The following is a 19,288-nucleotide window of genomic DNA, read 5'->3' on the forward strand; positions in this document are numbered from 1 at the left end:
AGGAGCAAATTTTAAGAATATAAGCCCTGATTTAAAAATTACCTATATGGCAAAAATCAAGTGGAATTTAGATATTTTTGGTTGGCTATCTTCTCCAGAATTGTCTGGAGTACAGTAACTTTGACGGGCTTAGTAATATACTCATCCATCCCCGCTTCTAAACATTTTTGGCGATCGCCTTCCATTGCACCTGCCGTCATCGCCACAATCCGAGGGCGCTGGGTGAGGTCCCACTCCTGGCAAATCTGGCGAGTGGCTTCTAAACCATCCATTTCGGGCATTTGAACATCCATCAATACCACATCATAACGATGCTGATGCAATGCAGCTAAGGCTTCTACCCCATTATTAGCCACATCCGCCTGATATCCCATTTGGCTTAAAATTTTTAGGGCAACTTTTTGATTAATTCGATTATCTTCAGCCAGGAGAATTTGTAGCGGAAATCGTTCCGCCATTTGAGGATCAATTTGAGGAATAGAAGGAGCTTGAGACGAAATAATGGCCTTCTTGTTAGCCATCACATTCATCAATACTTCATACAAATGAGAACATTTAATGGGCTTTGTAAAATAACCAGAAAAATGGGGAATAGAAGCATTTGAAGATTGACCTATTGAGGCCAATAAAATCAGCGGAAGGGTTTGGGGGTCTCGCAACTTGTGCAACTCAGAACCCAGGGTAATCCCATCCATTTCTGGCATCTGCATATCCAGAATTGCCAAATCAAACGATTCACCACGATTCAGGGAGGCGATCGCCTCCGATGGCAAACTCACCGCCACTGGAATCATTCCCCACTTCTGAGTTTGTCGGATTAAAATTTGCTGATTGGTATCATGATCATCCACAATTAATAGTCGCTTACCCTCTAACTGAGCTTCAATTCCCATTTCATACACCGGCAAGGACCGGGAATCTTTGGCTACAATAATTGTAAAATAGAAAGTCGAACCCTCCCCAACCGTACTTTCTACCCACATCCTCCCCCCCATCAGTTCACACAACCGTTTGCTAATCACTAAACCTAACCCCGTCCCTCCATATTTTCGGGTAGTGGAAGCATCAATTTGAGAAAAAGAGCGAAACAGTTGATTCATATTCTCAGTCGGGATTCCGATCCCTGTATCTAGGACCGAAAACTTGATTTCAAAGTAAGACTGATTAGGGTCCGCTTCTGGGAGTTCAGCCTCTAGTTTCGGGTTATAAAACAAGCTAGAAAACGGGGACCACTTGCCGATTTCTTCAGCTTCTACTAACACCCGAACTTCACCCCGGTCCGTAAACTTGACCGCATTGCTGAGAAGATTAGCTAAAATTTGGCGCAAGCGAGTAACATCCCCGATAATGCGAATGGGAGTCTTTTCATCCATGATGTAACCCAATTCTAGGTGCTTTTCAGCCGCTTTAGCCGCCACCAGAACCAGCGTATCTTCCACTGCCTCACGCAGGTCAAAAGGAGTCTGTTCTAAGGACAGCTTTCCCGCTTCAATTTTAGACAGGTCTAAAATATCGTTGATAATCGTCAACAAAGCTTCGCTACTGTTGCGAATCGTTTCCACAAAATCTCGTTGATTCGGGTTCAGTTCGGTATCGATTAATAGCCCAGTCATCCCAATCACTGCATTCATCGGCGTCCGAATTTCATGACTCATATTAGCCAAAAACTCAGATTTTAATTGCGTTGCCGATTGCGCTTCCCGCAGGGCTAAATCAAGTTCCATGTTATTCTCTTCCAGTTGGGCCGCAATTCGGGCAGTTTCCTGCTGAGACTTGCCGATTTCTTGGATATAACGCTGAATATGCTGAACCGAAGGACGAAAAATAAATAAAGCTTCTAATAATAAAACCAACAAGCCAACGCTTAAAAACAACCACTCTAATAGGATCAACCGTTTAACCCGCTGCCGCGCTTGTTCGTCATACTCCGCAACAATCGCATCCATTGCCAAGAAAAATGAGGCTTCATTCTCTAAAATTTGTTGAGAATAAGGCAAAATATCCTCACGTTTGGCCTCGGTTCCTTGTTCAGTTAAAACCGAAAGTAAACCGACCCCACCTTGTTGCAACGCTTGATAGGAGGGTTCGAGTTTTTCCAACATTTGGGAAATTTGAACGTTGTCGGGTTTAGGCAACCCTATTTCCGGATCCCCATATTTTAAGGCAAGATGGGATTGGGAAAAGAGGCTCACGGTATCTTGGAGTTCTTGAAGTTGGGCTGGGCGATCGCCCAAGGGGGGAGATTCCACCCAAATTAGTGCCGCCTTACTCAATTTTTGGCTCAAGGCTCTTTGGCGTCCAGCAAGATTGATTATTCTCGAATCGTTAGAAATGACCAAAAGCGATCGCTGCCTAATGAATTCGCTGCCCAGAGAGAGGATAGCCAGGAGGCTGAGGGCGGTCATATACAGTGCGCTCAGGCGGCGCGTTGGAGAGTTTCGCTCATAGATAGAAGGCATAGAACAGGTACCGAGTGAGTGGGTAGATTCTGAATGAGTCTTATGGTGCAATCGACTAATTTTTTCTAGGGAGTTTTACAAAAAATTTAATAGTTGATTCTTTATAATTAAATAAACCTTTACTGAAAATTCTATCAATTAATGTTCTCTACCTTTTGGCTGTCTTTATTTAAAGCATCATTTCTGGGCGATCAGCTCACCCACTGAAAGAGGGGTCAAGTTTGAACCGCTACCGATCTGGATCACAGCCTCTGCCTCGGGATCCCCACCCGCTCCCGAGGTTGTTCATGCACCTGAGTATTCTCCCCGACTGATTCTTGCTATGTTAAAGAGATGCTACTAACTGACGACCTTTTATTTGATTATCAACGCTGTGCGCGCCTGTCATTCCTCAACCTCTATGGAAATGGCGCTCATCCAGAACCCCCGAGTGATTTTGCCACAAAACTGAAACGGGATAGCGAAGTTTACCGACACAACGTTTTGGCAGAATACCCCGCTCAACGCCCGAGTTATCCCTATGGAGACTGGGCGAAGGGTGCCGAGGCAACCGTAGCGTTAATGAAACAGGGTGTCGATCGCATTGATCACGGCGTCTTGATGACGTCAGGACCCCAAGGGGTCACTCTCATGAGTCGTCCTGATTTATTAATCAAAAAACCCGGGGCCTCGGTTTATGGGAATTGGTCCTATATTCCCGTGGATATTTGTTTTAGTAAACGCCCGAAAGCGCAACATCAAGTTATGGCAGCATTTCACGCCCTGGTGCTGGCGGGGGTCCAGGGGGCATGGCCCCGGGACGCCTGGTTAGTTTGCCGTGAAAAAGGCGAATATTGGGTGAATTTAGAGAAATATGTCCCTCAAATGCAGAAGGTATTAGACCCTTGCATTAAAATGTTGACCGATCGCCAAGAACCCGAAGTCTTTATGGCACGACATCCTTGCAGTATGTGCCAGTGGCAGAGTCGTTGTTATGCGATCGCCCAACAAACGCAGCACCTCTCCCTCCTGCCTGGAGTAACCCCAATTCGGTATCAACAGTTAAAACAACTGAATTTGACTCAGCTAGAATCCCTCGCCCATGCGGATGTACTTACTTTAGCTAATGGTTTAGTTGAAGTTTGCAATCATCAATATGAACCGGAAACTGTCGCCCGGGATCTGATCATACAAGCCAAGGCCACCCTAAATAATCAACCGATCGCTTTACCCAAAAAATTGCCCCTTTCTCCCAAGTTTCTCCCCGTATCTCCCGTTGAACTTTATTTTGATATTGAAGCGCAACCGGAATTAGACCTCGATTTTCTGCTGGGAGTATTAGTGGTCGATCGCCGCAATCTTAGCCCCGGAGAAGCCCCAACGCAGAAATTTTATGCGTTTTTAGCCGAAAGTCCCGAAGAGGAATTTAAAATTTGGGAGCAGTTCTTAGAATTAATTTGGACCTATCCCATTGCCCCAATTTTTCATTTTTGTGACTATGAAATTCAAACCCTTAAAAAACTGGCACGACGCTATCATACCCCCCCGCACCGATGGAAAGTGATTCTGAATCGGTTTGTGGATATTCATAAATTAGTCACCCAATCCGTGGTGATGCCAGTGGAAAGTTATGCCCTCAAGTCGATTGCGCGCTATCTCGGATTTGAGTGGCATGAGGCATCAGCATCCGGCGCTCAATGTGTGGTGTGGTACGATCGCTGGTTAGAAACGGGCGATCGCAATTATCTGGATTTGATTTTAACCTATAACGAAGATGATTGCATTGCCACCTTTGTTGTCAAAGAATGGTTGGTCAATTTTTCTCAAAAATTTCCATCGTTTTAAATCTTTCAATTTTTATTGATTTAAGCTAAACCCAGAATTTAACGGATTCAAAAGGCGATTAATTGGGATATTTTTACCTTTTTAAAACTTTTATACCCTCCCCAAAAAACTTACCATCAATCATCTATGCTTTTGGGTAAAATTAATCCTATTTTATGGATAACTTTGGGATTGTCTTGTACTTTTGGCATGGGTTGTCAACCGCCAACCATTCCAGAAACCTTCGCCAGTCCTTCCAATTCACCGATTCCTAACTCTGCATCGGTGAAAACTTCTCCGATTGAATATCTAGGGGAATTCCAAATACCCACCGGCTTTATTTTTCAGGATACCCCCCTCGGAGGGTTCTCCGGAATCACCTACGATACTCAGCGCAATCTGTATTATGCCCTATCGGACGATCGCGCCATCCAAGGACCCGCGAGATTTTACAATCTAGAAATACAATTAAATCCTCTCGTTGTTACCCCCATTGGTGTTACTCCCTTGGTGGATCAAAGCAGTCGCCCTTTTCCCTCTTACAGTCTAGACCCTGAAGGGATTGCCTTAACCCGTCGCGATAGCCTATTTATTTCCTCCGAGGGAGATGTGGTGCAAGATATACAACCCTTCATCAAAGAATTTTCCCGTGAAGGAAAAGAAATTCAATCTCTACCCCTTCCCGATAAATTTCTACCCCAAAATAGTCAAGGGATTCGGGATAATCAGGCTTTTGAAAGCCTAACTTTAAGCCCTAGTGAGCAATTTCTCTATACCGCCACCGAAACGGCTTTAGTTCAAGATGGAGAACCCGCAAATCTGGAAAAAGGAACTCCTGTGCGCATTTTGCAATATGATTTAACCACAGGACAACCCGCCCAAGAGTTTTACTATCTAACCGAACCCGTACAGACTGAACCTAAGTCTCCCGATGGATTGACAATTCATAGTTTAGTGGAATTACTCGCCTGGGATGAAACAAAATTGCTCAGTTTAGAACGGGGCTTTACAGAAGATGTAGGGAATACGGGTTTATTATATGAAGTTTCTCTGCAAGGCGCAACAGATATTCAGCCAATCGAGAGTTTAAAAGATGTTGATATTCAAAACATCCAACCGGCTCAAAAACGCCTGTTGCTGGATTTACAAACTTTAAATATTCCTCTGGATAATTTAGAAGGAATGACCTTCGGTCCCAAATTAGCTGATGGACGACGCTCTTTAATTTTAGTCAGCGATAATAATTTTAATCCCTTGCAAGTGACGCAATTTTTAGTATTTGCCATTAACCTAGAAGAGTGAAGGCGAATCCTGGACAAGCGGGAGATAAATTTTGGATAATAAAGACAGTAATTTCCCAGAGCAATTCATGGAGGCTCACATCATGAGTAGACAAACTTCGGTGGGAAAATCCAACAGTAAAACTGAACAAAAACTCCTTCTTTTAGAGAATGGCGATCGCTTCACTCGTACTGAATTTGAGCGCCGCTATCACGCCATGCCGAATTGCAAAAAAGCTGAACTAATCGAAGGAGTCGTTTATAAGCCATCCCCCGTCCGTTTTACCCCTCATGCCGAACCCCACGGACTCTTAATCACCTGGTTAGGCGTCTATAGAGCGATGACTCCTGGAGTCAGACTCGGAGATAATGCGACTATTCGTCTAGATTTGGACAATGAACCTCAACCTGATGCCTTACTCAGATTAGAGGAAAGTCTTGGGGGACAGTCGCGCCTTACGGATGAGGGATATGTTCAAGGTCCACCAGAATTTATAGCAGAAATCGCCGCCTCAACTGCCACTTACGATTTACATGATAAAAAACAAGTCTATCGTCGTAACGGAGTGCAAGAGTAGCTGGTATGGCGCGTGTCTCAAAATCAACTGGATTGGTTCCGACTCATGGAAGGAGAATATATTTCCCTCAAACCGGACGAAAATGGAGTTTTGTGGAGTCTAGTCTTTCCCGGATTATGGTTAGACTATTCCAAATTATTATCGGGAGATTTTTCAGGCGTCCTCGCAGTTTTGCAAGCAGGATTGAATTCACCCGAACACGCCCAGTTTGTCAAGCAATTATCGGAAAAGCCGTAGAATGGATAGACTTTTATAGAGCGATTTTAGCAATTCACAGATTAAAATCGCTCCTTTATTTCGATTCCCTAAACCCTCACAGTCCGACCTGTTTATAAATTTCTGAGAGGGGGAGTTGTAATCCAACCGACTTTAACTCAACGATATCGTCTTGGTAAAAGGTTTCTAAATTCCAATCCCCGCGATCGCCTCGTCGATATACCTCCACCTTTTTTTCCGTTTGTGACACCAACACATACTCTTGGAGACTCTTTAATTCCCGATAATTGATTAGTTTCTCTTGTCTATCTATCCGTTCGGTACTCGGGGAAAGCACCTCGACAATGAGACAAGGGGATTCTAAAAAATATTTTTCCTGATCCTGGGGATTACAGGTAACCGAAACATCTGGATAATAAAATAAATTGAGTCGGTTGATTTTGACCTTCATATTGGCCGAGAAGACCTGACACCTACCACCGTCAAGATGAATCCGCAGGGCCATATAAATATTACCGGAAATCAAATCATGTTCTCGGCTACCTCCGGACATGGCATAAACTTGACCCTGAATATACTCGTGACGAATGTCGCTGAGTTCTTCATAGTGCAGATATTCTTCGACCGTCAGAACAGATTTTAAGGCTTGATTAGACATGATTTTGCCTTCCCTTGAGAATTTGGGGGGGTGATGGCTGGTTAAGGTGGCGATCGCCCCTTCCCTCTAGGATAAATCATCCCCTAGCGCCTGACGACAGCAGCAGACAGGCAGCACCCACGAGTCCCCAATCGGCGAAGATTGCCAAGCTGTAACCGGCTCATTCCCCGGGCAAAAAACTTTTTGTGAAAAAGGGGTTGACAAATCCCAAAGCATCGTGCAAGATATAAAAGGCTCAAGGAAAGGGACTGTAGTTCAATTGGTTAGAGCACCGCCCTGTCACGGCGGAAGTTGCGGGTTCGAGCCCCGTCAGTCCCGTTTAAAATATAAATCAGGTTACGCGCCGTGTTTTCCTAAATAGTAGGGGGCACGGCGTGTCTCCTTGAAAATGAAGTTAATTAGAGAAAATAATTGTGACTGTTCGCGTGAGAATAGCTCCTAGTCCTACTGGGAACTTACATATTGGAACAGCCAGAACGGCTGTGTTTAACTGGTTATTTGCCCGTCATGAGGGAGGCCAGTTCATTTTACGGGTCGAAGATACCGACGAGGAGCGATCGCGCCCTGAGTTCACCCAAAATATCCTGGATGGACTCACCTGGCTGGGTTTGAACTGGGATGCAGGCCCGGTTTTCCAGTCCAAGCGTCTCGACCTCTACCGGGAACGAGTCAAAACTCTCATTGATAAGGGTCTCGCCTATCGGTGTTACACCACCGCCGAAGAACTCGACGAAATGAGAGAAGCCCAAAAAGCGCGGAATGAAGCCCCCCGCTACGATAACCGTCACCGCAATCTAACGGTGGATGAAATCGCCAGATTTGAAGCGGAAGGACGGCCCTCGGTGATTCGGTTCAAAATCGAAGACGATCGCGAGATTGTCTGGAATGACTTAGTGCGCGGTGAAGTCTCCTGGCGAGGCAGTGACCTTGGCGGAGATATGGTGATCGCCCGGGGTTCCAGTGGTGCCGACATCGGGATGCCACTCTATAACCTCGCTGTTGTTGTCGATGACATTGACATGAGAATCACCCAAGTGATTCGCGGGGAAGACCATATTGCCAATACCGCCAAACAAATTCTGCTTTATGAAGCCTTTGACGTCGCGGTCCCTGAGTTTGCCCATACGCCCCTGATTTTGGATATTTCCGGCAAAAAACTCTCAAAACGAGATAATGTGACGGGCATTTCCGAATTTCAGGCAATGGGATTCCTCCCCGAAGCCTTGGTCAACTATATGACCTTGCTGGGTTGGTCCCCGCCGGATAACCAGGAACTCTTTACCCTGGAGGAAGCGGCGCAGAAGTTTAGCTTCGATCGCGTCAATAAAGCCGGTGCCAAATTTGACTGGGATAAACTGGATTGGATTAATAGCCAATACCTCCACCAAATGTCCCCGGAAAAACTCACCGCCCACTTGATTCCAGTGTGGCAACAAGCGGGATACCCCGTTGATCCGGAGGGCAACCGTCCTTGGTTGGAACAACTATCTGCCTTAATTGGTCCGAGTTTAACTCGCTTGACCGATGCAGTCGAACTCAGTCGGATGTTCTTTGTGGATGAGGTCGAACTCAGCGACGAAGCGGCAGCCGAACTGGAAAAAGAGGGAGCCTCCCAGGTTCTCGAAGCGGTAATCGGACATTTAAAAAGTCACGAAAGCCTGACAGCAGCAGATGCCCAAGACATCATTAAACAGGTCACCAAACAGCTCAATGTCAAAAAAGGGCTAGTAATGCGATCGCTGCGGGCCGGATTAACCGGCGAACTGCACGGTCCTGACCTGATACAATCTTGGGTATTACTTTATCAGCGGGAGCTCGACAAAACGCGCCTGCACAAAGTCTTAAAGGTTGACGAACAAGAGGGTAGTACCTTGACTCAAAATCCTGAACCAGAAACACCCCCAGATAAGATTGTGGTAGAAATTCCTACTTCAGAAATTCCTGTGGACGAGATTCCTGAACCACCGGCTATCCCAGTGGTAACCACGGGAATCCCCAGTACAGAGGCCACGAATGACCAGTTCGAGCGGATCGGCAAACAAGTTCGCGAAATCCTCTCTTATCTCCCGGATTACGTGACTGGGTTTGTTAAAGACAACCAAAGACCCTTAACCACCGTTGGTTTACTGATTGCGGCTTTGGTGTCCCTCAGAGTATTGGTTGCTGTCTTGGAAGTGCTTAACGGCATTCCCCTAGTACAGCCAACCTTTGAAATCGTGGGTATGGCTTACTCGGGCTGGTTTATTTATCGGTATTTACTCAGTGCAGCGACTCGTAAAGAGTTGTCGGTCAAAGTTGAGGAAATCAAAGAACAAATTACCGGGAACCATTCCCCCAAACCCTAGGGAATTGGACTGTCGGTTGAGGGTCCCAGCCGTGTCCTGACCCTTCCTGAAACTGTTCCCCGGTTCTATTTTGCCTTGTGCATCCACCGTTTCGTTCCACACACTCCTTTGAGGATGCGGTGAGCAGGGGGGCTTATCCCCAGGACGGGCAGTCGGCTGGACTATCTAGCTGTCTCCTCTGAGTCTGCTAAACCGCATCGCCGTTCTAGGCATCAACTTTTCCGAGGAATCGGGACAGTCTGGGGGACGTTTAAAAAAAACCGATTGATACAAGATTCATAAAATGGGCGCATCTAGGTGCGCCCATTTTTGCTTTTTGTGAAATTGTCTTAACATAACTTAAACTTAAAGAACGGTTTTCCGAACTATGCCGCAAATTGGCAGAGTCACTGAGTAGTCGGTTTACCTGATTCTGAGAGGGTTTTACCGACTTTTAGGGGAGTCAGTTGCATCGATCCTGATAATTAAGTTAAATTTGATTAAGATTCTGATCGGGATGGACGGTTTTACTCTATACCGGGACTCGACCCCTAGGGGTAGGAGCGGAAAGCGGCAACAAGAGAACCCCCCGACTCCCCTCAATCAACTCGCTTGGGTCTAATTACACCCAATTTGCTTTTAATCTCATTGTCTGAATTTGTACTAGAGGCCACCGCATCCTATGAAATCTTCCTGGAGAATAATTTTACTGTGGGCATTACCTGCATTAGTAATCGCCTTTTTCGTTTGGCAGGGAGTATTTTCCTCCCCGGCTATGAATATGGGAAATAATGCCGCCAATACTCGCATGAGCTACGGTCGGTTTTTGGAATACCTGGACGCCGATCGCGTCACCAACGTAGATTTGTTTGAAGGTGGCCGGACGGCGATCGTTGAAGCCGTCGATCCCGATCTAGACAACCGAGTGCAGCGTTTGCGAGTCGATTTGCCAGGAAATACTCCCGAACTGATCGCCCGCCTCAGAGACTCCAACATCAGTTTTGACTCCCACCCCATCCGCAATGATGGAGCAATCTGGGGACTCTTGGGCAATTTAATTTTCCCCGTCCTGTTGTTGGCTGGATTATTCTTCCTCTTCCGTCGTTCCAGCAATGTTCCTGGAGGTCCAGGACAAGCCATGAACTTCGGCAAATCCAAAGCTCGTTTTCAGATGGAAGCGAAAACTGGGGTGATGTTTGACGATGTGGCAGGCATTGAAGAAGCTAAAGAAGAACTCCAAGAAGTCGTTACATTCCTGAAAAAACCGGAACGCTTTACCGCAGTCGGTGCAAAGATTCCTAAAGGCGTCCTGTTGATTGGACCGCCGGGAACGGGGAAAACCTTACTCGCTAAGGCGATCGCCGGAGAAGCGGGCGTCCCCTTCTTCAGCATCTCCGGGTCTGAATTCGTAGAAATGTTTGTGGGCGTCGGTGCTTCCCGTGTCCGGGACCTGTTCAAGAAAGCTAAAGAAAATGCCCCCTGTATCATTTTCATTGATGAAATTGACGCCGTAGGTCGTCAACGGGGTGCAGGCATCGGCGGTGGCAACGATGAACGGGAACAAACCCTTAATCAACTCCTGACCGAAATGGATGGATTTGAGGGCAATACCGGCATCATTATTATTGCAGCCACTAACCGTCCTGATGTCTTGGATTCGGCCCTGTTGCGTCCGGGCCGTTTCGATCGCCAAGTCATGGTCGATGCCCCAGATATTAAGGGTCGTCTGGAAATTTTGGACGTCCATGCGCGAAATAAGAAGCTATCGGATCAAGTCTCCTTAGAGGCGATCGCCCGTCGGACTCCCGGTTTTACCGGCGCCGATTTAGCCAACTTGCTCAACGAGGCGGCTATCTTAACCGCCCGTCGCCGTAAAGAAGCGATTACCATTCTGGAAATTGATGATGCCGTAGACCGGGTTGTAGCCGGGATGGAAGGCACTCCCCTGGTGGATAGCAAGAGCAAACGCTTGATTGCTTATCATGAAATTGGTCATGCGATCGTCGGGACCTTGGTCAAGGACCATGACCCGGTGCAGAAAGTTACCTTGATTCCCCGAGGACAAGCACAGGGTTTGACTTGGTTTATGCCGAATGAAGACCAAATGCTGGTCTCTAAGTCTCAGTTAATGGCCCGGATTATGGGTGCTTTGGGTGGACGTGCCGCTGAAGAAGTCATTTTTGGGGATTCTGAAGTGACCACGGGTGCCGGAGGTGACTTGCAACAGGTGACTGGAATGGCGCGTCAGATGGTGACTCGCTTCGGGATGTCCGATTTGGGTCCAATGTCTTTGGAAACCCAACAAGGGGAAGTGTTTTTAGGTCGCGATTTAATGACGCGATCGGAATATTCTGACGAAATTGCCTCTCGCATTGACGCTCAAGTGCGTTCCATTGTGGAACATTGTCATGAGGAAGCCAAGCGGATTGTCCGGGAAAATCGGATCGTAATTGACCGCTTGGTAGATATTCTGATTGAGAAAGAATCCGTAGACGGCGAAGAGTTGCGTCAAATTGTGGCGGAATACACGACGGTTCCAGAAAAAGATCTGTTTGTCCCAATTTTGTAAGGGATTTTAGGGGATACGGTGCTGGTTATTTTAACCCGTTCCCCTGGACTTGAATCAAAAAGGAGGGGGAATTTTACCCCCTCCTTTTTTTGTGGATACTTCGGCCAATGGGAGAAAGGGTTTAAAGTTTCGACCATTTCAGGAGGAGGAATTGTTAAGCCCTATCTGAATAAAATAGCCCTCTTGCAAAAAAAAGGATTGATCCCTCCAACCCCCCTTGTTAAGGGGGGCTTTAAAGAATTTTGCAAGAGGTCTAATAAATGAGAGATGAGGGTTAAGTTTGGCTTAGGTTACGGGTAATGCGCCTTGGACAATTAAAACCGAGCAAGGTGCGTTATGGGTAATGTAGTTACTGACGCTGCCTAAAAAGAGTTCCGTCATCCCTTTGCGACCTCTGCGGCCTACTACAATTAAGTTAGCGCCCCAGCTTTTGGCTAACTCACAAGAGAGGGCACCGGCATCGCCGACGCTATGATGGCACAGGGTGGGGATATTGCGGGCCATTGCCATTTCTGCATATCCCTGGAGTATTTCTTTGGTTTTTCCGAGTTGCGCTTCGAGTCGTTGTTGTTGAATTTCGGGGATTTCTCGTCCTAGAGATGGACTTAATCCCATGCCGGTCCCCACCATTGGGGAGATCTCTGCCAGGGCTTCGACTTGAATGGCATGAAATAGCATCAGTTCGGCTTTTTCTTTTTCTGCTAAATCGATAACCTGATTGATGACCAAATCAGATTCGGGGGAACGATCAATCGCGACCAGAATTTTATGATAAGTCATGGGGAATTCTCCAAGTGTCGTTACTGGGGCGATCGCCCCACGGAATCGGCCTCTTGTTCAAGGTAACCCGATTATTAGGTTGGGCGCATCTTCTCCCAGGGCGATTTGTTGTTTCAGCCCTGATTCCTTTCCCAGTTCCTCAGCTTACCCCTATTATCCTTTCTTTATCACTTTTTAGATATTTTGTCAAGTAAAAATGACGATCGCATTCCTGAAGCGCGGGGATTATTTTCTCGAATCATAGCGACAGAGGGAGCTTAAAAAAACTTAACTGAAATCCGGGCAAATTGGCCTAAGTTATACACAAATCATACAGCCCGCAAACGCGATCGCAAACATTCGGATGATAAATTGAACACTAAGTTCAGATTTCCCGGACTTCAAGACCAATTTTAAAGATTTGTGATGGAGAGTAAAGATATGTTAAAACATCAGGTCGGCCCGTCCGATATCCCTTCTACCCAGCTTCTAGTTGAGGCTCAGTTGTTAGGCTTATGGTCTAGCAGCGGGAATCAGTGGAGTCCGGTGATTCAAGAAGAGTGCTTGAAAACGCTGCAAGGTCCGGTTAAAGCCGCGAAAAAAAATCAATTTCCCTCAAATTTAACCCTATTTGGGGCTTGGTTACTTTTATTCATAACCGTAGCTGCGATGTTAGCTCCTATCTCTACTTCTTGGGGCCAAGAGTCTTACTCTAACCAGATAGTACCCGAAGAAAGTGGGTTCACACTTCCGGAATAAAAGCAATTGACTGGGGATAAAAACGGAATTAAAATATTACCCGAATTGGAGGGAATAAAAATTAGTGCGGAGTGCTTTTAAGAATTTATCTAAATTCCCCGCCCGGAAAAGAAATAGAAAATTGTAATTAGAACGCTGATGGATTGGCGGGGCTTACTGACCTTTATAAATTGGTGGAAATGTATGAAGGTCCAAAGTTAAAGTAATGAACTAGCCCGGGCTGTCCTCTGTGCCGGTGGAATAGAATCTAATCGCAACAATTTAATAGCTGGATTATTCCATCGCTCAAACCCTACGGGGTAGCCCCCAACCTTGAAAACTTTACCCTAGATAATTTGACCGTGCAATGCGATCGCTGAGGTTAGAGCAAATCGATCGCCCAGAACCCCAAGTCACTCTGATTGTTCGTCCGTCAGGGTTCCAGGTAATGGCTTTCCAGAACAATAGGCTGAGGCACAAACGGGGTTTCTGCCTGAGTTGAGGTGATTTCATCCTTTTTCAACCTGAAGTTTATATATTTGGGATGGTTTTCGGCCCTAAACGCTCTTGCCGATAGCAAAATCAATAGATACACTGGCATTTGGAGCCGCTGCACGTTCACGGTTGCTCAAGTAACCAAGGGAGTTAAAAAATAAATGCTCTGGAAGAATAGGCTAGATCAAGTGGGTGGGCATGGTGATGGTTCGATGCAGAAGAACATGATATTAAACGCTCTGCGGTATGGATCTTCAATTCCAGTATTCTTGGCGATCGCCAATTTTTCCGGGGGTCAAGCCATAGCAGCAGACAGCGAACCCTTATTACCCGGGGAATCAGCAGATTTGGTGAGTCTAAATCCCCAGGAAACAGCCCAGGAAAAAGCCCTCAACAGTAGCGATCGCTTCCAGATATTTGGAACTCCGGAAAAAGCAGCCGATCGGACAACCACTCCTGGAAAATTTGGAGATTTGGGGTTGCTAGAGGAGGGGGAAAGGAGTTGCGATCGCGAAGCGTCTCGGAACGAGAATCGCCAAGCGTCTCGGAACGAGAATCGCCAAGCGTCTCGGAACGAGAATCGCCCCTGTGATGACAGTCTGGAGACGCATTTACAGAGCATTCCCTCCCCAACCACACCCACGGTACTGAGCGCCGGTATGCCAGAGGCGATCGCCCAAACCCCTCCTGCCCAGCCCCCGCAACCTCCTACCCAAGAGCCATTACCCCCCCTACCCGAAGTAGAGCCGACCCCTCCAGAAGACCAAGAACCCCCAGTCTTGACCCCTCCAGAAGAACAACCCGACCCCGATCAATCTCCCGAGGTAGAAATTCCCATTCGCCAGGTGAACGTCACTGGCTCTACCGTACTCACTGATACAGAGATTCAAACTCTTGTTGCCGAAGTTGAGGGACAAACCGTTTCCCTCGATCGCCTCCGACAAGTGGCGGATAAAATCACCCAAATTTATCTCGATCGCGGTTATATCACCTCCCGCGCCGTACTCGGGGATCAAGTCATCGAAGATGGCATCGTCGAAATTCAAGTCATTGAAGGGACTTTAGCCGCCATTGAAGTTGAAGGGAACAACCGAGTGAGAGAGTCCTATATCCGTTCTCGGATCGAACTTGGGGGAGGTGCGCCCTTGAATACTGCCCGCTTGGAAGATCAGTTGCGGTTACTGCGCCTCGACCCTTTATTTCAAAATATTGAAGCCAGTTTGCGTGCCGGTGATCAAATTGCGCAGAGTATTCTCACCGTGCGGGTACAAGAAGCTAATCCCTTTGGGTTGAATGTAGGCGCTGATAATTTATCCCCTCCCAGTGTCGGTTCGGAACGCTTAGGGGGAACCGTGCGCTATCGCAACGTGACGGGGTTTGGGGATGAAATTGCCGCGAGTTACTATTGGGGAACCGGAGACTCGCAAATCTACGACCTCAGCTATCGAATCCCGGTGAATGCCATGAATGGAACTTTGGCGTTTCGGGTGGCTCCCAACCAAAATGGCATCATTCAGGAAGAGTTTAGAGAGTTGAATATTGAAGGGGAATCCCAACTATATGAAGTGAGCTTCCGACAACCTTGGGTGCGATCGCCTCGACAAGAATTCGCCACTTCTCTTGGGTTTACGTTCCAGGAAAGTCAAACCTTTGTTGACGGTGAACCGTTTGGGTTTGGCAGTGGTCCTAACGAAGATGGGATTACCCGGACTAGCACCTTCAAGATCGGCGCTGACTACCTACGCCGGGACGTTCAAGGCGCTTGGTCCGTGCGATCGCTGTTGAACATCGGGACGGGGTTATTTGATGCTACTAACAATGATGACCCCATCCCCGATGGACAATTTTTGAGCTGGATTTCTCAGGTGCAGCGAGTACAACGGTTAGGTGGGTCACAACTGTTAATTATTCAAGCGGATTTACAGTTAAGTCCCCATAGTTTGCTCTCCTCCCAGCAATTTGTGATTGGGGGCGGTCAATCTTTACGGGGGTATCGTCAAAACGTGCGATCGGGCGATAATGGGTTTCGCTTCAGCGTAGAAGATCGCATTGTTATCCTCCGGGATACTTCCGGAATTCCCATCTTTCAATTTGCCCCATTTTTAGACGTAGGAACGGTTTGGAATCATGTGGATAATCCCAATGAGTTACCGAGACAAACCTTTCTAGCCGGGATAGGAATAGGTGTACTCTGGCAAGTTTTTCCCGGGTTGAATGTGCGGGTTGATTATGGACGACCTATTTTCCAAATTGATGATAAAGGCACGAATGCCCAAGATGACGGATTTTATTTTACCGTCAATTATCAACTATAATTCTATCCTTTTCCACAATTAAATTACTGAGTTTGGCATTAAGATATGCAGTAGTAATCTTGAGGCCAAACTGGGTATAATACCAAATCCGCTTGTTAAAAGTCGTTTTTATCCCATAGCGGGCTGAGGCAGGCTTTGTCCCTGTAGACCCACCCTTGAGGGTGTGGGTTTTTATAGGTCTTTAAAAACCGGATTCCGTATAATTTATTTAAAGTATTAAATGGAAGCCGAGAGACTATTTTATGATTATAACCCTTACGGGAAAAATATAGACAACTCATTGATTTTATTTTTTATCAACCGCTCCGCTCATTGTTGAGAGCATCACTTTTGAGCATTCCCATAAGTGAACCGGGTCCCCCTACTACTTGCCCCATTTGTTTTATAAAAATCCCTAACAACTAACAGGGACTCTAGAGATCTATCCCTCAACCCCTCCATCGAACTCACAGTGTCATGAACTCAAGATATTCAACGGACAGCGCTGTCCGTAAACCTAACTGATGATGAATTAGCGCATCAGTGTACAGCGCTGTCCGTAAACCTCATTGAATATCAGAAACCCGTTTTCACCCCCCTTTCTTTGCTACTTTCAAAAGCAGCGATTTCTTGCAGAAACCTGGGTTATCTGGGTGACTCACCCCCGGGCTTAATCAAACAGCAGGTTTTTGGGGAAAACTTCTGATTGAATAAAATAACAAAAAATGTAAGCGCTTCATTAATTCTATTTAGCTTTCTCGGTGAAAATACTGAAATAGGGAATTAGCTATTGACATGGGAACAACTCCTATGATAATTCTTTAGAAAGAAAGAATTAAAAATTAGCTAATAAATTAATAGGTTGCCCCATTCTATCAATCCAGAGGGGCTGGCAATTATTGCAGACTTCTTCATAATTTTTAGCTGATATCCCTGCCAAATTAACCCCTGAGCCGCCCTAGGGTTTCTCCTGGTTCACCTACCACTCAATCGCCTTGCTGAAGTCCAATTTCAGAAAGGTTAATTATCAACCATGCATCTATTACTGAGGATTTAGGGACTCATGTTTAACTTATTTTCTGGTTTCACAAAGCGTTCTAAAGCGACTGGATTCCAAGCGCAATCCAAACGGTATCAAGGTCCCGCAATGCGTCTGGAAACAATGAGAACTCCCAGCGGACTCGTGCTTGACGACACCGAAAGCACCGAGGAGTCAGGAGCCATTGAAGAGCAGGATTTAGACTGGGATGTAACAGAAGAAAACAGTGAGGGTGTAGGGGAATTTTCCGGGGAAGAGTCGGACAGTAATGATGGGGAAGTTGTTGGGGAAGGCAGTACAGAAACAACAGTTGGGAATGAAGAGTTAGAGGAACTGCCATTTTTTGATATAGAGCCAGAAGAGGCGATCGCCGACGGACCCAGCAGCGACACTGAGATTGATGCTGGAACCAATATTACGAACAACTCAGATACCCCCGAGGAACAGGGAGAGGATGTAGAGTTTATTGAAACTGCTGGCGAAATTGACGAGAATACCGGGGATGAAATGGCGATCGACCCCGAAGAAGAGATCCTCAACGAGACGGGAGAAGAAGCAGTAGAGGCAGAGGAAGAGTTTGAAACTGCCGCAACTGACGAAACTGAAATCGGGGAAGAAGATCTAGATCAGGCAACCAATGAAATTGAAACATCGGAAGAAACGGGGAATCACGAACTAGAGACAGTTGACAGTCAAACCGATGAAACCGATGCTGAGGATACCCAGATTGCCGAACCCGAGAACATTGCTGAAGAAGAGAGTGAATCAGACGCCATTGAGACAGTAGGAGAAGAGTTTGAAACTGCCGCAACTGACGAAACTGAAATTGGGGAAGAAGCTCTAGATCAGGCAACGAATGAAATTGAAACATCGGAAGAAACGGGGAATGACCAACTAGAGACAGTTGACAGTCAAACCGATGAAACCGATGAAACCGATGCTGAGGATACCGAGATTGCCGAACCCCAGAACATTGCCGAGGAAGAAAGTGAATCAGACGTCATTGCTGAAACCGAGAATAACAGCAGTAACGAGGAAATAGAAGAAACCGATACCGAAGAGAGTGAGTTAGTCGCCAATGCCAACTTGAGCAATCCGCAACCGAGATTCGAGTATGGTACGTTCACAGTCGGACAAACTGGCGAAGTCGAAGTAGATTTCCTGGTTGATGGGGGTGCATATAAAGGACAAGTTGCCATTGTCAGTTTATCGGGAATGGAAGGACTTGACCCCAGTTCAAGAGAGTTTGTTTTAGAAGCTATTACTCGCGCTGGTAGTAATTCCGAACTCGGTTATATCGTGATTAACGATACCGCTGAAGGCGCGAGATTTACGGGACGCTTAGGGGAACCGGATTTCAATACCGGGGAGTATCAAGGGGTAAAAACCTTTATGATGCGACCGGGAGATGAATTTTTCCTGATGTTAGTCCCCAATGGAACCGTACAGCAGGTGTTAGATAATCCGACTGCTGGCGGTGCATTGCGTCCGTTATTTTCCCTAGCAACAGCAAATCCGAATGATGCCTATCACTTCGGACAAATTGCGGATATTACGGGAGATGGCAGCGCCTTTGCTTGGGAAGATATTCGAGTTGATGGAGGAAGCGATAAAGACTATAACGACATCGTTTTACAATTCCGAGGAGCTACAGGGAAAGCTGCCTTAATGGATGATGTCATTGCTGAAGGCAAAGACTGGCGCGGCACAGAATTGGGTCAAGCCGTGATTGAATATGTCAAAACTTATGTGACCCCAGAATCTGCCAATTTTGATGCAGCCATCGAGAATTTATTAGCGGATTTAGAAAGTCTGCTTGATGATGAAGCCGATAGTTTCGATGAAAACTTTGATATTGCAACAGATACAGAGGTTAAGGATGACATTTCCCTAGCCGATGAAGTAGCAGAAACGGATGTTGAGGAAGAAGTTATTGCTGCTGAAGATAAAACCGCAGTAGCCGATGAGGAAGAAGTTATTGCTGCTGAAGGTGAAACGGAAGTAGTTGATGAAGTAGCAGAGACAGATGTTGAGGAAGAAGTTATTGCTGCTGGTGATGAAACTGAAGTAGTTGAT

10 protein-coding genes, 1 tRNA gene and 2 pseudogenes are annotated in these 19,288 nt (G+C 46.4%); 10 read left to right on the forward strand and 3 right to left on the reverse strand.

Annotated features, from left to right (window positions below; translation table 11 throughout):
* Positions 1 to 56: 56 nt before the first annotated feature.
* Complete coding sequence (locus NG792_RS00105; protein ID WP_261234021.1) at positions 57 to 2,459, reverse strand: response regulator; 2,403 nt, start codon at positions 2,457 to 2,459, stop codon at positions 57 to 59.
* Between the two features lie 333 nt (positions 2,460 to 2,792).
* On the opposite strand from NG792_RS00105, the gene NG792_RS00110 reads away from it, so the two are divergent.
* From NG792_RS00110 to NG792_RS00120, 3 genes and pseudogenes are all read left to right on the forward strand, one after another.
* Entirely contained in the window at positions 2,793 to 4,283 is a 1,491-nt protein-coding gene (locus NG792_RS00110; RefSeq protein WP_261234023.1) for a TM0106 family RecB-like putative nuclease, read from the forward strand.
* Positions 4,284 to 4,409: 126 nt separating this feature from the next.
* Complete coding sequence (locus NG792_RS00115; protein ID WP_261234024.1) at positions 4,410 to 5,564, forward strand: esterase-like activity of phytase family protein; 1,155 nt, start codon at positions 4,410 to 4,412, stop codon at positions 5,562 to 5,564.
* Between the two features lie 82 nt (positions 5,565 to 5,646).
* Positions 5,647 to 6,357, forward strand: a pseudogene (locus NG792_RS00120) (Uma2 family endonuclease).
* A 76-nt stretch (positions 6,358 to 6,433) separates the two neighbouring features.
* On the opposite strand, the gene NG792_RS00125 reads toward NG792_RS00120, so the two are convergent.
* Positions 6,434 to 6,994 (reverse strand): Uma2 family endonuclease, encoded by a 561-nt coding sequence (locus NG792_RS00125; RefSeq protein WP_261234026.1) that lies wholly within the window; start codon positions 6,992 to 6,994, stop codon positions 6,434 to 6,436.
* 244 nt (positions 6,995 to 7,238) lie between these two features.
* On the opposite strand from NG792_RS00125, the gene NG792_RS00130 reads away from it, so the two are divergent.
* The 4 genes and pseudogenes from NG792_RS00130 (at position 7,239) to ftsH2 (ending at position 11,887) form a co-directional block, all read left to right on the forward strand.
* Positions 7,239 to 7,312: transfer RNA gene (locus tag NG792_RS00130), tRNA-Asp, on the forward strand.
* A 95-nt stretch (positions 7,313 to 7,407) separates the two neighbouring features.
* Positions 7,408 to 8,838, forward strand: a pseudogene (gltX, locus tag NG792_RS00135) (glutamate--tRNA ligase); the annotation flags it as partial.
* Positions 8,839 to 9,069: 231 nt separating this feature from the next.
* Positions 9,070 to 9,339 (forward strand): CAAD domain-containing protein, encoded by a 270-nt coding sequence (locus NG792_RS29125; RefSeq protein ID WP_435387552.1) that lies wholly within the window; start codon positions 9,070 to 9,072, stop codon positions 9,337 to 9,339.
* Between the two features lie 661 nt (positions 9,340 to 10,000).
* On the forward strand, positions 10,001 to 11,887 hold the full coding sequence (gene ftsH2 / locus NG792_RS00140) for an ATP-dependent zinc metalloprotease FtsH2 (protein WP_261200643.1): 1,887 nt from the start codon (positions 10,001 to 10,003) through the stop codon (positions 11,885 to 11,887).
* Positions 11,888 to 12,172: 285 nt separating this feature from the next.
* On the opposite strand, the gene NG792_RS00145 is transcribed toward ftsH2, so the two are convergent.
* The gene (locus tag NG792_RS00145; RefSeq protein ID WP_261200644.1) at positions 12,173 to 12,667 is read right to left on the reverse strand and encodes a universal stress protein; all 495 of its coding nucleotides are present in this window, start codon (positions 12,665 to 12,667) and stop codon (positions 12,173 to 12,175) included.
* A 420-nt stretch (positions 12,668 to 13,087) separates the two neighbouring features.
* Between NG792_RS00145 and NG792_RS00150 the strand changes: the two genes are divergently transcribed.
* The 3 genes from NG792_RS00150 to NG792_RS00160 all read left to right on the forward strand — a co-directional run.
* Positions 13,088 to 13,405 carry a hypothetical protein gene (locus NG792_RS00150; RefSeq protein WP_261234027.1) on the forward strand — a complete coding sequence of 106 codons (318 nt, stop codon included), beginning with the start codon at positions 13,088 to 13,090 and terminating at the stop codon, positions 13,403 to 13,405.
* A 698-nt stretch (positions 13,406 to 14,103) separates the two neighbouring features.
* On the forward strand, positions 14,104 to 16,194 hold the full coding sequence (locus tag NG792_RS00155; RefSeq protein WP_261234028.1) for a ShlB/FhaC/HecB family hemolysin secretion/activation protein: 2,091 nt from the start codon (positions 14,104 to 14,106) through the stop codon (positions 16,192 to 16,194).
* A 1,042-nt stretch (positions 16,195 to 17,236) separates the two neighbouring features.
* The coding region (locus NG792_RS00160) for a DUF4114 domain-containing protein (RefSeq protein WP_261234030.1) at positions 17,237 to 19,288 on the forward strand (2,052 nt) is incomplete at its 3' end.

It is taken from the genome of Laspinema olomoucense D3b (assembly GCF_025370785.1).
Classification (GTDB): domain Bacteria; phylum Cyanobacteriota; class Cyanobacteriia; order Cyanobacteriales; family Laspinemataceae; genus Laspinema; species Laspinema olomoucense.